The organism is Thiohalophilus thiocyanatoxydans (assembly GCF_004366735.1).
GTDB classification, from domain to species: Bacteria; Pseudomonadota; Gammaproteobacteria; order UBA6429; family Thiohalophilaceae; genus Thiohalophilus; species Thiohalophilus thiocyanatoxydans.
Window position 1 is genome coordinate 62,484 of sequence record NZ_SOQX01000004.1, and the last position, 12,753, is coordinate 75,236.

A 12,753-nucleotide genomic window follows, 5' to 3' on the forward strand; every position below is an offset into this window, starting at 1 on the left:
TGGGGTTGAAGCAGACGCAGCACAATGAATGACGTATCGACATCGACCGCTTTAGATTACCGGGTGCGGATCAACCGGCGTGCCCGGCGGGCGCGGATCACGGTCAACCACACCGGCGAGGTGGTGGTGGTGGTGCCCCGGCCGCTGGCCGAGCGGGCGATCCGCGAGCTGGTGGCGGAACACCACGCCTGGATCGCCGCGCGACAGGCGGAACTGGCCGAACGGCTGGCCGGGTTGCCCCCGCAACAGGGATTGACGCCGCCACAGATCGATCTGCGCGCGCTCGACGAACAGTGGTCCGTGGCGTATGCCGTGGATCTGGGACGTCGACGCTGGCGGGCGTGTCAGTCGTCGAGGCAGCTGCAACTGCGCACGGCGCCCGGGGATCCACAGAGCCGCGCGGGGCTGCAGGCGTGGTTACAGGATCGGGCCCGCACCATCTTGCCGCCCTGGCTTGAGCAGATCAGTGACCGACTGGGTCTGATCTGTACCGGGGTGAGTATCCGTGCCCAGAAAACCCGCTGGGGCAGCTGCTCCTCCAACGGACGGATTAATCTCAATCGCAATCTATTGTTTCTGCCGGCGGAGCTGGTGGAGTACCTGCTGGTCCACGAGCTGTGCCATCTGCGCGAACCCAACCATTCACCGCGTTACTGGCAACAGGTGGAAAACGTCCTGCCCGATTACCGGCAGCGGGATCGGGCATTGCGTGATGCCGTGGTACAGGTGCCGCTATGGGCGCGGCCCGGCGGCTGATTCGTCGGTTCGCCACTTGAACCGGCCGGATGCACAGGGCATATTAGATAACCTGGTATGTCCGGATGAGGGGGAACAGTGAGCGTCGAGCGACTCGAAGAACGCCGACAAACGGTACGCAACAAGTTCCATACCTTGCTGGAGACCCGTACCGAGACCCTGGCCCTGTTCAGCGCCCTGGTGGGGATGCGGCCCTTTAAACCGGAGACCGAAGTCCAGCTGGTGTTGCAGGAATTTTGCGAATCGCTGGTCGACTACTCCGCCAGCGCCCATTTCCAGCTTTACTCCTATATCGAATCCGACAGTGAGCAACGTGTGACGGTGCGCGAGCTGAGCGAACAGGATTATCCCCGTATTGCCGAGATCACCCGACTGATCCTCCGGTTCAGCGAAAAATACGACTGTGAATCGGGTTGCGACGACCTGTCGGAACTGGATCCGGATCTCGCCGAGCTGGGCGAGGCACTGGCGGAGCGCATCCAGTTCGAGGACAAGATCATCCAGGCCATGTCCACCCGCTGACGGAACCCCGGTGGGATCAAAAAAGGCCGCGCAGCATCGCTGCGCGGCCTTTTGCATATTAGGCTGGGACATCCCTGTCCCAAGGGGTAAAAATGTCAGTCGGGCTTCAGGCCACCAGTTCCATGAAGCGTTCCGAGGCCCGGGTATAGACGGTTTGTTCTTTTTCCTGTTCCGACGCCAGCGCCAGAAGGGCTTCTTCCAGACTCAGCTCCTCGACGTCGTATAGCGGGATCGTTTCGTCCTGCATGGCCTTTCCTCCTGAAAGATATCATAGAGATAGTATATATACTTAATGTAAATTATCAAGTATAAATTATAACTAATTGATATTAATGGTGGTTGGACTCGTTGCAGGCTCGCCGACAAGGCCCACACGGTTTGCGTCGTGCGCCTTCCCCGGCGGCTGATTAACGGTATACCTTTGTTGAGAAAAAATATCAAGAGTTTGCTATAACTTTATGAATTAATTGGGTTATTCTTGTGTTGTGTTGTGCAGTAAAAGCGCAGGGCCGCGCCGGGTCAATCAGGCAGGGGGGCAAAGGCGGGTCCGGGGAGCCGGGCAAGGGCGCCGGGAGGCAGGCAGTCCGCCCCTTCGGGGTTGCCGACCGGGGGTCGCCCGGCCCCGATAGCCGCGTTATCTCGAACCGGGTTTTCCTGCCCTTTGGGGAGCCGTCGGCGCCGACGCCGGGGCCTTGAGCCGTAAAATCGAGTGGTTCCCGCTTCCGGCGTATTGAAGGTGAATCAGGAATCGCGATCGGGCGGGGCCGATTCCAGCAGCGTGACATTGGGGTTGAGCGAGACCGGCGGCATGCGTTCGAGCATCGGGGCCGGCTGGCGCCCCAGGCGCTGTTCGTAAATGACGGTGTAAGTGAGTACCCGCTGAAGATAGTTGCGGGTCTCGTTAAAGGGGACGGTTTCGATCCAGACGTCGGCCGGCAACGCCTTGTCCTGCGGCAGCCAGCGGCGCACATTGCTGCCCCCGGCATTGTAGGCGGCGGTGGCCAGCACCGGGTTGCCGTGGAAGCGGTCCTTGACCCGGCGCAGATAGCGCACGCCCAGCTTGATGTTGTTGTCGACATCGAGAATATCCTGCTGACCGTGCATCGACAGGCTGAGCGAGCGGGCAACATGGTGTGCGGTGCGGGGTAATAGCTGCATCAGCCCCAGCGCGCCGGCGTGGGAACGGGCGTCGGTGGTGAAGGCGCTCTCCTGGCGAATGACCGCAAAGGCCCAGGCCGGATCGATCTGCTGATTCCGGGCCTGATTGAGCACGGTCTGTTGATGGGCGAGCGGAAAACGCATCTCCAGATCGTCCCAGTGGCGGGCCCGGGCCAGGGTCATGATGACCCGGTCGTGCCAGCCCCATTCGTCGGCCAGTTTGGCGGCCCGCAGCAGCTGATCCTCGTTCATCCGGGCCAGAGCGTGATTCCATTCGCGCCGGGCATCGGCCACCCGGCCGAGGGTATACAGTTCGGCGGCCCGTTGCAGGGCCGGGATCTGATGGATGCTTTTCAGCGCGTCGTTCTCCAGCAGCAATGGGCGGTGGGCGAAATGGTAGGCGTCGCCGGCTCGATCGGCGGCCAGATAACTGTAATAGCTGCGATCACTGGCGGTCAGTTGATAGAGCGAACGGGCCTCGCTGTCGCGGCCAAGCTGGTCCAGCACCCGGGCGCGCCAGTAGCGCCAGCGCTGGCTGTGGGCGATCTCGGGCGGTAACTGATCCAGCCACGCCAGGGCGGTCTGCCAGTCCCGATCCTCGAGTGCGGAGAGAATGTATTCGGTCTTGAGCTCGGTGCGTTCGTTACCCAGATCCAGCCGCGCCAGCCAGGCTTTGGCCTCGGGCTGTTCGGCGCGGACCAGCGCCAGTGACAGGCGCCGCTCGACCCGCTCCGTTTCCCGGGGGCTGAATTGATACACCGGGTTGAGATTGGCCCAGTAACGGGCGGCCTGGACCGGTTCACGATCCGCGAGTCGGGTCAGCCCATAGACGGTAATCCAGCGCAGTACCGGATGGTCGACATTATCCTGGAAGTGACTCGTCACTTCGCGCAGATAGGTCGGATCGCGGCGGATCTTGGACCAGATATTGACCCAGTAGCGTTCCGATTCGGGCAGGTAGTCGGCCAGGAACAGGGCCAGGCGAATGCGCCCGGCGCGGATCACCAGCTCGATGCGTTGCCAGACCAGTTCGTCGCTCATGCGGCCGGCATCGCGCCAGGCGGCGATGGCCGGATCGCAGCTGTCCGGCAGGGAACGGCCGGTCAGCCACAGATCTTTCATCAGGGTATGTGCCCGGTCCGGTTGCTTGACCTGGTAGAGGGCGTTGGCGTAGTGACATTGCAGGTTTTTGTCACTGGTCATGCGGTAATGGTTCACCAGCGCTTGCCAGCGACCCTGGCGGGCCAGGGTGTGGAGCCAGCGCTGATGCAGCAGGCCGGCGATCGGGGTATCGCCATGGCGTTCCATGAAGTCCCGGATTTCGTCGGCTGGAGCGCGCTCCAGCCGGCGACGCAGATCCCCGTATTCAAGATAGGGATAGAGCGGATAGTCGTGCAGTTTGTCGGCCAGCTTGTGGTAACGCTCCCGGTTGCCCGCCTTGATCGCCTGCAGGGCTTCCTGGAACTGGTATCGTTGCGGGAGCCAGTCGTCATCGGGCAGGGCCATCGCCGGGGCGAGCAGGCCGATGCCCAGGATCAGGCCGGTGGTGATTCGCCAGATTGCCAGCTTGTGGCTCATTAGTGAGTTGTTCCCTGATCGTTAAACCGGTTTGGAAGCTTTTCAAACTAAGTATCTGTAAACCCAGTTTATGGTACTGACGCGGTTTTGGCTATGCCGGGTTGCGTCAGACAAGGATATCGACCCCGGCGCCGCCGGGTTGATGTTTTTTTGTCGGATTTGTGTCCCCGTGCTCACCGATTCGGCGCGGCCGGGCGGATTGTTTTATACTGCGGGCCCCCGGACGTCACTGCGGTCGCGGGAGAGCCACTTGCGGACACACGTTGAGGAGCGCATTGCATGTCAAAGAAGTTGAATAAATACAGTTCCCGTATCACCCAGCCCAAATCCCAGGGGGCGTCCCAGGCCATGCTCTACGGCACCGGGCTGACGCCGGAGGATATGAACAAGGCCGAGGTGGGCATCTCCAGTGTCTGGTGGGAAGGGAATACCTGCAACATGCATCTCAACGATCTGGCTGCCAAGGTCAAAGAAGGGGTCCAGGCCGCCGGCCTGGTTGGCATGCGCTTTAATACGATCGGGGTCAGTGACGGGATATCCATGGGCACCGACGGCATGAGTTATTCGCTGCAATCGCGCGACATCATTGCCGATTCGATCGAAACCGTGATGAGCGCGCAATGGTATGACGCCAATATCTCCCTGCCGGGTTGCGACAAGAACATGCCCGGCGTGCTGATCGCCATGGGGCGCGTCAACCGCCCGTCACTGATGATTTACGGCGGCACCATCAAGCCGGGCCACTCGCATGACAAGACCCTGGATATTGTCTCGGCGTTTCAAAGTTACGGCGAGTTCATCAGCGGCCGTATCAACGAAGCAGAACGCGAAGACGTGGTCGAGCACGCCTGCCCCGGTCCCGGCGCCTGCGGCGGGATGTATACCGCCAACACCATGGCCTCGGCCATCGAAGCGCTGGGTATGAGTCTGCCCTACAGCTCGTCGATTCCCGCGGTGGATCCGGGCAAGCTGGATGAATGCCTGCAGGCCGGCCACGCAATCCGCCACCTGCTGGAAAATGACATCAAGCCGCGGGACATCATGACCCGCGAGGCGTTCGAAAATGCGATCGTGATGGTGATGGCGCTGGGCGGCTCGACCAACGCGGTGCTGCATCTGCTCGCCATGGCGCGTGCGGTGGAGGTGCCGTTGACCATCGACGATTTTCAGACCCTCAGCGATAAGGTACCGTTCCTCGCCGATCTCAAACCCAGCGGCAAATACGTGATGGAAGATCTGCATAACGTCGGCGGCACGCCGGCGGTGATGAAATACCTGCTCGAACAGGATCTGCTCAACGGGGATTGTCTGACCGTGACCGGCAAGACGATGGCCGAGAACCTGGCCGAACTGCCCGGCCTGAAAGCGGAGCAGGACGTTTTCATGCCGGTGGACAAACCGATCAAGGCCAGCGGACATATTCAGATCCTCAAGGGCAATCTGGCGCCGGGCGGCTCGGTGGCCAAGATCACCGGCAAGGAGGGGCTGCGCTTCTCCGGACCGGCCCGGGTCTATGATCGCGAGGAAGCCATGCTCGCCGGGCTGGAGAACAACGAGATCCAGAAGGGCGACGTGGTGGTGATTCGTTACGAAGGCCCCAAGGGCGGACCGGGCATGCCGGAGATGCTGACCCCGACCTCGGCGATCATGGGTGCCGGGCTGGGTGGTGATGTGGCGTTGATTACCGACGGTCGCTTCTCCGGGGGCTCGCACGGCTTTATCATCGGTCACGTGGTGCCCGAGGCGCAGGAAGGCGGCCCGCTGGGACTGATACAAAACGGCGATGTGATTACCATCGACGCCGAAACCCGCCGGCTGGATGTGGACGTCAGCGACGCGGAGATGGAACAACGGCGTCAGGCGTGGGTGATGCCGCCCTATATCGCGCAGCGCGGTACGCTGTTCAAGTATGTCAAGACCGTCAAGGACGCCTCCCACGGTTGCGTCACCGACGAATAGGTATACCCTCTCGGAATAGGGTACTCAACAGCAGACTGAAGCGGCAGCCCGCAGGGATTATCGCGGGGCCGTCAACGAATGGTCACAAGGGGAGAGGCTAATGGCTATTGCCGAAGATCCGGTCGTGGGGAACTGGTACACCAATCGCAACGGCGAGTTGCTCAGACTCCGGCTGGCGGTTTATCGCCATGACTATCTGTCAGCCTTGCTGCTCGAGTATCTGGATGGTCAGCGTGAGATTATCAGTGTCACTGAATGGTACGCGCTCGAGTTACATCGCGATATGATCTCGATCAGCCAGCGTCATGTCTCGACCTGACTGTCGGGTTTGACGTCGTCCCGCGGCGCAACAAACCGCCGCACATACAATCTATCTGGGAACCTGCCATCAATGAGTGATACCGATACCAGCCTGCAGGCGTTGAAGCAACAACTCAAAACCTTTGCCGAAGAGCGCGACTGGGAGCAGTTTCATTCGCCCAAGAATCTGGCCATGGCGCTGATCGTCGAAGCCGCCGAACTGGTGGAGCACTTTCAGTGGCTAAAGCAGAGTGAAAGTGAAAACCTGTCCCCGGAAAAACACCGGGAAGTGGCCTATGAGATGGCCGACATCCTGGTCTATTTGTTACGCCTGGCCGAACGACTGGATATCGATCTGCTGGACGTGGTGCAACAGAAAATGCAAATCAATGCCGACAAGTATCCCGCCGACCAGGTTCGCGGCAGCTACAAAAAATATACCGAATACAAAACCAAATAGTTTCTGTTGAGTGTACTTGCAGGTCTCTCGCAGAGGCGCCAAGACGCAAAGGATAAAATGTTCCTTTGCGTCTTGGCACCCAAACAACGGGCATAAACGCCTCTGCGAGAGTAAAATGAGATTAACTTTTCTTGCCGATCAATTCGATCGGGTAGCCGTCCGGATCTTCGACGAAGGCGATGATGGTGGTGCCGGCGTTCATCGGCCCGGCATCGCGCAGGATGTTGCCGCCGCGCTGGCGAATCTCGTCGGTGGCCTGGTAGACATCATCCACTTCCAGCGCAATGTGACCGTAGCCGTCACCCAGATTATACTTGTCGGTGTCCCAGTTATAGGTCAACTCGATCACCGCGCCGTCCTCTTCCGGTTGATAGCCGACAAAGGCGAGAGTGAATTCCCCCTCGGGATACTCTTTCTGGCGTAGCAGTTTCATCCCCAGCACATTGGTGTAAAAATCGATCGAACGCTGTAAATCGCCGACGCGTAGCATGGTGTGCAGTATGCGCATAAAACTTCTCCGGTACAGGCTTGGGCTATAAAGTGGATTTCAGACAGTGTTGAAAGTATAACATGACCGCCGTCGGGCTATGCCAGAATGGAGCAGGCCGGTCTGCCCGGGAGCGGGACAACAACGGGCCGGTTGGTTGTTGGGGGATGAAATGAAGACGGATCAGCGGGGCAGGTAAAGCGTGGTAGATACCCTTTTTTCAATGATGATTATCATCCTCTGTGGGGCCATCTGGCGCTATCTGTCACCCGGCGGTGTCGATAGCGAAAAGGCGCGCCAGGTGATCACCGGGCTGGTCTACAACCTGCTGTTGCCGGCCTTGATCCTGGCCATACTGTGGCAGGCCCCGCTGGGGATCTCCTCGCTCAAGATCAGTGGCCTGGCCGCGCTGGGTATACTGGTCGGCCTGTTGCTCGGCTGGCTGGCCTGTCGCAGCTGCCGGATGCCCCGGGCGGTGACCGGGGCGGTGATTCTGGCGGCGGCGTTTCCCAATGCCAATTATCTGGGCCTGCCGGTGCTGGTGTCGGTCTTTGGCGAGTGGGCCGCCAGTGTGGCCATTCAATATGATCTGTTCGCCTCCACGCCGCTGCTGTTTACCCTGGGTATTCTGCTGGCCCAGCAGTTTGGTCAGAGCGAGGTGCGCGAGTCGATCGGTCATCGGTTAATGCGCATCCCGCCCTTGTGGGCCGCGCTGCTGGCCGTGGCGTTGAACCTTGGCAATGTCCCCGCACCGGCACTGTTACAAAACACCCTGTCAATGCTGGGTGAGAGTGTGATTCCGCTGATGTTGCTGGTACTGGGCATGAGCCTGCGCTGGGAGGTGTTGCGCTGGGACCGCTTGCCGTCGGTTGCCGTGGTGGTGGTGATCCAGCTGTTATTGATGCCGCTGGTGGTCTGGGGCGGGGCCCTGATGCTGGATCTCGAGCCGCGTCTGCTGGCGCCGGTGGTGCTGGAGGCGGCCATGCCCAGCATGGTGATCGGGGTGGTGATTTGCGATCGCTACGGTCTGGATACCACGGTCTATGCCGCCGCCGTGACCGTGAGCACGCTGCTCAGTCTGATTTCGCTGCCCCTGTGGTATGGCTGGTTGCCGGTTTGATCGGGGTATCGTTGGCGGGACGGATCCCGCGCCAGGCCAGCAGGCTCTGTACATAGATGCCCGGTGCCGTGGGAAGCGGCAGGGCGGTCGCGTTGATCTGCAACAGCTAATAGAACGCCAATCCCTGAACCAGCCAGGCCAGTGCGCCGGGTAACAGCCCCGGATAGAGCCGACGCAGTAACAGCAGGTGACGCAGCTGCTGCAGCAGGTTGGCAGAGGCGTCATCAGTGCGGCCAAACGGGTATCGGCAAAGCGTTGCGCCGGGTGCTGGAATCTCCCGGGGTTTGTTGTGGTACCCTAGGCGCTGTTATTTAGCAGACGAAAGACGAGGGCATACCCATGTCGGCAGAAATCGACGAACTGACGGTGGACTACCATGAAGACGGTAACCTGGTTTCCAAACAGCTGGACAAGGTTATTCTGACCAAGGGCGCCTGGTCGACCATTATTTTCCGTTACCAGGATATGGACCGCAAAACCGGTGAGTTCGGGCCGGACAAGTTTACTATTCGGCGTTATCAAAAGCGTAATGGCCAGTACCAGCAAAAATCCAAATTCAATATCTCCAGCCGCGATCAGGCGCAGAAAATTATCGACGCTCTGGAAAAATGGCTGAAAGAGTCAGAGTGACCCGCTGTCGCTGTAGCCGTTATTCATTCCGAATGATACTCGGTAAACAGTCTCTTCTTTGGCAAACCGCGTGAAGTGAAAGCGTCACGCGCGGTTTGTGCCATCTGTTCCGGCCCACAGAAATAGACCACATAGTCGGACAGGTCCGGGTATTCGTTGCCGATCTGTTTTAATTGCGCCTGCCACTGTTGTTCGCCTGTGCTATCAGGTAGCGATAACGGGGTGTAATGAAAGTGGTCGAAGGCGTCCATCCAGGCACGGCAAAGATTATGCTGATAATGGGTCCGGTGCCCGGTGGCAATCCAGAAAAGATGAACATGATCCGCCAGCTCCAGAGTCAGGGCGTGTTCGATCAGGCTCTTTACCGGTGCAAATCCGGTATCAACGGCGATAAACAGCGTTGGTTTGTCGATATTCCGTTGCAGGATAAAATGGCCCTGCGGGCCGGTTATCTCGATCGGGTCGTTGGTCTTGACCTGGTTGAAGATATACTCACTGAATGGTTCGTTGTCCCGAACAATATGAAATTGCAGACTTCGATCGTCGCAGGGACAACTGGCGATATAGTACGAGCTGTGGTCACCGCTTTCATTGCTGAGCAAAACCTTTTGGCCCGACAGAAAACGCAGACGGTGACTGCGTACGGTGTTCAATGAAACAATAGCCAGCGCATCGGATAGATAGGTCACTTTTTTGACATAGGCCGGGACGTCCTGCTCTTCAATGTCCTCTTCATCGAGCGCTTCTTCCGCTTCCAGCACGACATCGGTGACCGCCGTGTTCGAACAGGCCAGTAAATAACCCTGGTTCTGTTCCGCTTCGCCGAGGGTGTATTCGTGATCCCGAATTTTGCGCACTTCACCGGAAATCAGCCGTGCCTTGCATTTGCCGCAATTGCCGTTACTGCAGCCGTAATTCAGCGCCACGCCGGCACTCAGCGCTGCGTCCAGAATGGAGTTGTTTCCTTCGACAAAAAATTCATGCCCGCTGGGCATGATATGGACCTGGGCGAGAATCACCCGCAGCAGGGTATCCCGGGTCAGCAGCTGATCGGGGCTGGGTGGTTCCCCGGCCTGTTTGAGCGCGGTGTCCAGCCAGCCGGTAAGTTGCTGCAGCTCCTCGCGGGGATCGGTTTGTTCCTGTAACTCGCCCAGGCGCTGGCGGGTCTCGTCGAGAAGCTGTTGCAGATAGTCGGAGGTATAACGGGCCGCGGCCAGCTCCTTGCTGAGTTGAGAGACCCGGGTCGCCAGGGTTCCCAGATCGGGGGTGATCAGTTTGCGCAGTTTGTCGCCCCGGGCGCGCTGCAGGGCATTATCGATAATATGCTCGATCTTCTCGAGCATGCTGTTGTCTTCGACCTCGACGTTCGGATAAGCCTGGTTCAGGTCGTCGAGCCGGACCATGCCCTCGAAGCTGGGCAGCTCCCCGTCCTGAATCTGTTTTTGCAGGGTCCCGCGAGAAACCCCAACCAGTCGCGCCGCGCGAGAAACTGTCAGCAGTCGATCCATCGTCAATTCGCCTGTTGCGCTAGCCGGAGAAACTCACCGGCTGGCCGAATTCATGCCGACCAAACCGGAGTCTTTTGTAATTATGGATCATGATAAGGGTTTTGAGTATTGTCGGCTCGTCAAATAGTGGCACATTTAATGCGACCGTAATCGGAAGCAGTTTACCCTGTGCGGCATGGATATGGATATATTGACGCAATGTTTCGGGTGCCGGTGTCTGCTGCAACAGGGACTGTTCGTATTCGTGGCGCAGGGTGTGCAACCGGGCATCCCAGGTCACCGCGTTGCCTTCGAAGTCTCCCGCAAAGCGGATATGCACCTGTGGCTGATTAATCGGCGAAAGCGCCTCATAGCGCTGTTGCGATGCCTGTCGGCCGGATGAGGTGTGCGAATCAGTCATACTAAAAAGACCTGCCATACTCTAAAAAGGTTCGCGTAAACATTCGGGGTCAGTTGCCCTCCGGCTTTGGTGACTCCCGAACCTATTGCAGTGACACACCCAATGCCACTTTGAATCCTGGCAGCGTGTTTCCTCTGCGCTCTTTTAACCGTATCATCTTTCCGGGATTTGGTTTATCCCCAATGAGCGCGTGGAGAAAATTCATCGCCTGACGGGCGGGTTAATGGAACACTGTTTTTGCGGTTTATTGTATAATAGGGAATGACAAATTAGACTCGATTGTACGCAATCGGTTATCGCGAGCAGGATTATTATGAGTGAAGTTCACACAGGCAAACTGAGTTCTGTTGAGCGGGTACAGCTGACCCGTGTCATCATGTCCATTCTGGACAGTTGGGGCATGACTGCCAAGCAGCAGGTTGATCTGTTGAATTTGCCGCCGAAAACGCCTTCCCGCGCCTTGCGTCGTTATCGAGAAGATACCCCGTTTCCCCAGACCAATGAAGTGGATGAGCGGCTGGAACATATTGTCGGGATTGTTGATGCTCTGCGCACGACCTATCCGCACAATCCGGCCATGGGTGCTCTATGGATGAAACAGCGTAATAAACAGTTTCAGGATCGCTCACCTTTGCGGGTGATGGTCGATGAGGGGCTGGACGGGATGATGCGTATTCGTGCCCATCTCGACTGTGCCTATGACTGGTTCAATGACAGTCGAACCGGCGCCAGCGGTAAATAAGCCCCGATCAGCTTTTGGCGCAGGCTCGCTGGTTGCCCCGACTGACCATGCCGTTGTCCAGTCGGGGTCGTGATAATGCCCGCCGAAACACCGAAAGATACTGAACGCCCCCGGCCTGAATCACTTTTTTCGATAACCTCAAGGGTTTTGAACTGCACTGCACGGATCAGTGAAGCAGAGTCTGCCGGCGTGAAAATGCTCACGGGCTCTTACTGAATCGGGATCAGCGCCGGCGTCGGCGCTTGCTGCGGCCTTCGAAGCGGACGATGGTCTTGACCAGTTCGGTATAGGGAAGTTGTTCAAATTCGCTGTAGCGATCCTGCGCCTCACGCAGTAAGCCCGCGATATTATCCACCTGCCCGGCCTCCGCCTGTTGCGGATGCAACAGACCCTGCAGGCCCAGCAAACCGCCTGTCTGAACCTTTACTTCTTTGGCGTGCGGCAGGGGGCCGTCGATGTGCCGTTGCTGCAGGGCGAAGCTGGCATTACGCCGTATCATGTCGAGAAACACCTGGCAGCGCCGGTTACCGGCTTCGGAACTGCAGGCGACACCCTCACGATCCGCCAGATTAAACCGTCGCCCATGCTCGCAGGTACTGCGGCGTGAGTTGACGCTCTTTTCGAAGACGCAACGTCGATCGTTGATCTCGTGATACGTGGATCTGTATTCGTCTTCTTCCACGGGTCAGCAACGGTAAGGGATTATTTTTCCCATTCCCGCAGGATCGGTTCTTCGCGCTTTTCAGTCAGCATTTCTTCGGCCGCCAGTTGATTGGCCGCGAAGATCACCTTGTAGATGACCTTGTCATCCGGATCCTGTTCCTGACGTTTGGCGCGGGCCTGCTTTTTGGCCTCCTGGAACGACTCGAACTCATCCAGACATTCGAGATTCTTGATCATGGAGCTGACGCCCTCATTCATCTTGTACAGGTAATACGGCATAATCTCCACCTTGTGCTGAGATATGTAGCGGTTTGGTTTAACCGATTGATTAACAAACAGGTTGCTCGCCGGTTGGCGGCGGTGTTGTGAACGACTGACAAGCATACTGCCTGATCTGCGGCAGCTCAATAAGTCGATCGGAATATGCTAGTCTAGGTGCGGTTTATATCCGGGTATTTCAAGGGAGTCCG

15 protein-coding genes are annotated in these 12,753 nt (G+C 58.3%); 8 read left to right on the forward strand and 7 right to left on the reverse strand.

All coding sequences use genetic code 11. The annotated features are described in order from the left end of the window. Positions 1-24 precede the first annotated feature (24 nt). Complete coding sequence (locus tag EDC23_RS08535; RefSeq protein WP_134083529.1) at positions 25-756, forward strand: M48 family metallopeptidase; 732 nt, start codon at positions 25-27, stop codon at positions 754-756. A gap of 78 nt (positions 757-834) precedes the next feature. Beyond that, a complete protein-coding gene (locus tag EDC23_RS08540) occupies positions 835-1,278 on the forward strand; it encodes an Rsd/AlgQ family anti-sigma factor (protein WP_134083532.1) in 444 nt (147 codons plus the stop codon). A gap of 106 nt (positions 1,279-1,384) precedes the next feature. Here the strand turns inward: EDC23_RS08540 and EDC23_RS14130 are convergent, their stop codons facing one another. Together EDC23_RS14130 and EDC23_RS08545 are read right to left on the reverse strand one after the other, a co-directional pair. After that, entirely contained in the window at positions 1,385-1,525 is a 141-nt protein-coding gene (locus EDC23_RS14130) for a hypothetical protein (RefSeq protein WP_166668815.1), read from the reverse strand. A 494-nt stretch (positions 1,526-2,019) separates the two neighbouring features. Next, a complete protein-coding gene (locus EDC23_RS08545) occupies positions 2,020-4,014 on the reverse strand; it encodes a transglycosylase SLT domain-containing protein (RefSeq protein ID WP_134083535.1) in 1,995 nt (664 codons plus the stop codon). 279 nt (positions 4,015-4,293) lie between these two features. Here EDC23_RS08545 and ilvD point away from each other — a divergent pair, with 279 nt between their 5' ends. The 3 genes from ilvD (at position 4,294) to EDC23_RS08560 (ending at position 6,733) form a co-directional block, all read left to right on the forward strand. Beyond that, on the forward strand, positions 4,294-5,973 hold the full coding sequence (gene ilvD / locus EDC23_RS08550) for a dihydroxy-acid dehydratase (RefSeq protein ID WP_134083538.1): 1,680 nt from the start codon (positions 4,294-4,296) through the stop codon (positions 5,971-5,973). A gap of 100 nt (positions 5,974-6,073) precedes the next feature. Further along, positions 6,074-6,292 carry a hypothetical protein gene (locus EDC23_RS08555; protein ID WP_134083541.1) on the forward strand — a complete coding sequence of 73 codons (219 nt, stop codon included), beginning with the start codon at positions 6,074-6,076 and terminating at the stop codon, positions 6,290-6,292. A 72-nt stretch (positions 6,293-6,364) separates the two neighbouring features. Continuing rightward, positions 6,365-6,733, forward strand: a complete 369-nt coding sequence (locus tag EDC23_RS08560; protein WP_134083544.1) for a nucleotide pyrophosphohydrolase — start codon at positions 6,365-6,367, stop codon at positions 6,731-6,733. Between the two features lie 121 nt (positions 6,734-6,854). On the opposite strand, the gene gloA is transcribed toward EDC23_RS08560, so the two are convergent. Then, positions 6,855-7,241: a lactoylglutathione lyase gene (gene gloA / locus EDC23_RS08565; protein ID WP_134083547.1), complete on the reverse strand. Its 387-nt coding sequence runs from the start codon at positions 7,239-7,241 to the stop codon at positions 6,855-6,857. 202 nt (positions 7,242-7,443) lie between these two features. Here gloA and EDC23_RS08570 point away from each other — a divergent pair, with 202 nt between their 5' ends. Both EDC23_RS08570 and EDC23_RS08575 read left to right on the forward strand, forming a co-directional pair. Then, positions 7,444-8,340: an AEC family transporter gene (locus EDC23_RS08570; protein WP_134083552.1), complete on the forward strand. Its 897-nt coding sequence runs from the start codon at positions 7,444-7,446 to the stop codon at positions 8,338-8,340. A gap of 339 nt (positions 8,341-8,679) precedes the next feature. Further along, a complete protein-coding gene (locus tag EDC23_RS08575; protein ID WP_134083555.1) occupies positions 8,680-8,970 on the forward strand; it encodes a hypothetical protein in 291 nt (96 codons plus the stop codon). Between the two features lie 23 nt (positions 8,971-8,993). Here EDC23_RS08575 and EDC23_RS08580 read toward each other — a convergent pair whose 3' ends face one another. Continuing rightward, positions 8,994-10,478, reverse strand: coding sequence for a 2Fe-2S iron-sulfur cluster-binding protein (locus EDC23_RS08580; RefSeq protein WP_134083558.1), 1,485 nt, complete (start codon positions 10,476-10,478; stop codon positions 8,994-8,996). A 19-nt stretch (positions 10,479-10,497) separates the two neighbouring features. Then, positions 10,498-10,878 (reverse strand): hypothetical protein, encoded by a 381-nt coding sequence (locus EDC23_RS08585; RefSeq protein ID WP_134083560.1) that lies wholly within the window; start codon positions 10,876-10,878, stop codon positions 10,498-10,500. Positions 10,879-11,191: 313 nt separating this feature from the next. Here EDC23_RS08585 and EDC23_RS08590 point away from each other — a divergent pair, with 313 nt between their 5' ends. After that, entirely contained in the window at positions 11,192-11,620 is a 429-nt protein-coding gene (locus EDC23_RS08590; RefSeq protein ID WP_134083563.1) for a DUF2384 domain-containing protein, read from the forward strand. Between the two features lie 223 nt (positions 11,621-11,843). Here the strand turns inward: EDC23_RS08590 and EDC23_RS08595 are convergent, their stop codons facing one another. Both EDC23_RS08595 and EDC23_RS08600 read right to left on the reverse strand, forming a co-directional pair. After that, a complete protein-coding gene (locus EDC23_RS08595) occupies positions 11,844-12,302 on the reverse strand; it encodes a hypothetical protein (RefSeq protein WP_134083566.1) in 459 nt (152 codons plus the stop codon). Between the two features lie 20 nt (positions 12,303-12,322). After that, a complete protein-coding gene (locus tag EDC23_RS08600) occupies positions 12,323-12,562 on the reverse strand; it encodes a hypothetical protein (RefSeq protein WP_134083569.1) in 240 nt (79 codons plus the stop codon). Positions 12,563-12,753: the final 191 nt, after the last annotated feature.

Coding starts and splice junctions, on each gene's coding strand:
- EDC23_RS08590 (WP_134083563.1), top strand. CDS start 11,192: ATGAGTGAAGTTCACACAGGCAAACTGAGTTCTGTTGAGCGGGTACAG.
- EDC23_RS08535 (WP_134083529.1), top strand. CDS start 25: ATGAATGACGTATCGACATCGACCGCTTTAGATTACCGGGTGCGGATC.
- EDC23_RS08580 (WP_134083558.1), bottom strand. CDS start 10,478: ATGGATCGACTGCTGACAGTTTCTCGCGCGGCGCGACTGGTTGGGGTT.
- ilvD (WP_134083538.1), top strand. CDS start 4,294: ATGTCAAAGAAGTTGAATAAATACAGTTCCCGTATCACCCAGCCCAAA.
- EDC23_RS08600 (WP_134083569.1), bottom strand. CDS start 12,562: ATGCCGTATTACCTGTACAAGATGAATGAGGGCGTCAGCTCCATGATC.
- EDC23_RS08555 (WP_134083541.1), top strand. CDS start 6,074: ATGGCTATTGCCGAAGATCCGGTCGTGGGGAACTGGTACACCAATCGC.
- EDC23_RS14130 (WP_166668815.1), bottom strand. CDS start 1,525: ATGCAGGACGAAACGATCCCGCTATACGACGTCGAGGAGCTGAGTCTG.
- EDC23_RS08570 (WP_134083552.1), top strand. CDS start 7,444: ATGATGATTATCATCCTCTGTGGGGCCATCTGGCGCTATCTGTCACCC.
- EDC23_RS08560 (WP_134083544.1), top strand. CDS start 6,365: ATGAGTGATACCGATACCAGCCTGCAGGCGTTGAAGCAACAACTCAAA.
- EDC23_RS08585 (WP_134083560.1), bottom strand. CDS start 10,878: ATGACTGATTCGCACACCTCATCCGGCCGACAGGCATCGCAACAGCGC.
- gloA (WP_134083547.1), bottom strand. CDS start 7,241: ATGCGCATACTGCACACCATGCTACGCGTCGGCGATTTACAGCGTTCG.
- EDC23_RS08575 (WP_134083555.1), top strand. CDS start 8,680: ATGTCGGCAGAAATCGACGAACTGACGGTGGACTACCATGAAGACGGT.
- EDC23_RS08545 (WP_134083535.1), bottom strand. CDS start 4,014: ATGAGCCACAAGCTGGCAATCTGGCGAATCACCACCGGCCTGATCCTG.